The sequence below is a fragment of the Clostridium sp. HBUAS56017 genome (assembly GCF_007115085.1).
In the GTDB taxonomy this organism is placed as follows: domain Bacteria; phylum Bacillota; class Clostridia; order Clostridiales; family Clostridiaceae; genus Clostridium; species Clostridium cibarium.
Genome location: NZ_SULK01000083.1, coordinates 1 through 302 on the forward strand (window position 1 = coordinate 1; position 302 = coordinate 302).

The window sequence follows — 302 nt, forward strand, 5'->3', positions numbered from 1 at the left end:
TTTCTTTTTCTTTTCTTCCATTGCTATATCCTTTGATAAATTATTTAGGCTTTTTTTCATTCCATCTAATCCATCACTTAATTTCTTGCAGTCTTTTATCAAATTTCTAATTCTATTTACAATTTCGTTCTTGCTTTTTCCTTGAAAATTATTTCCAACAGAACTATTCATTTTATTTAAATAATTTATTGTAGTATCAACCTTTCTTATATACCCATCATATTTCCTAGACTCATTTATAATTTCATCCTTTGCATCCAACTTACTTCCTCCCATATATAATTAGCTTGCTCTCACACTAA

1 protein-coding gene is annotated in these 302 nt (G+C 26.8%); it reads right to left on the reverse strand.

The features are described from left to right. Positions 1-261: hypothetical protein (locus tag FAY47_RS19990; protein ID WP_143318657.1), on the reverse strand; the 261-nt coding region annotated here is incomplete at its 3' end. Between the last annotated feature and the right edge of the window lie 41 nt (positions 262-302).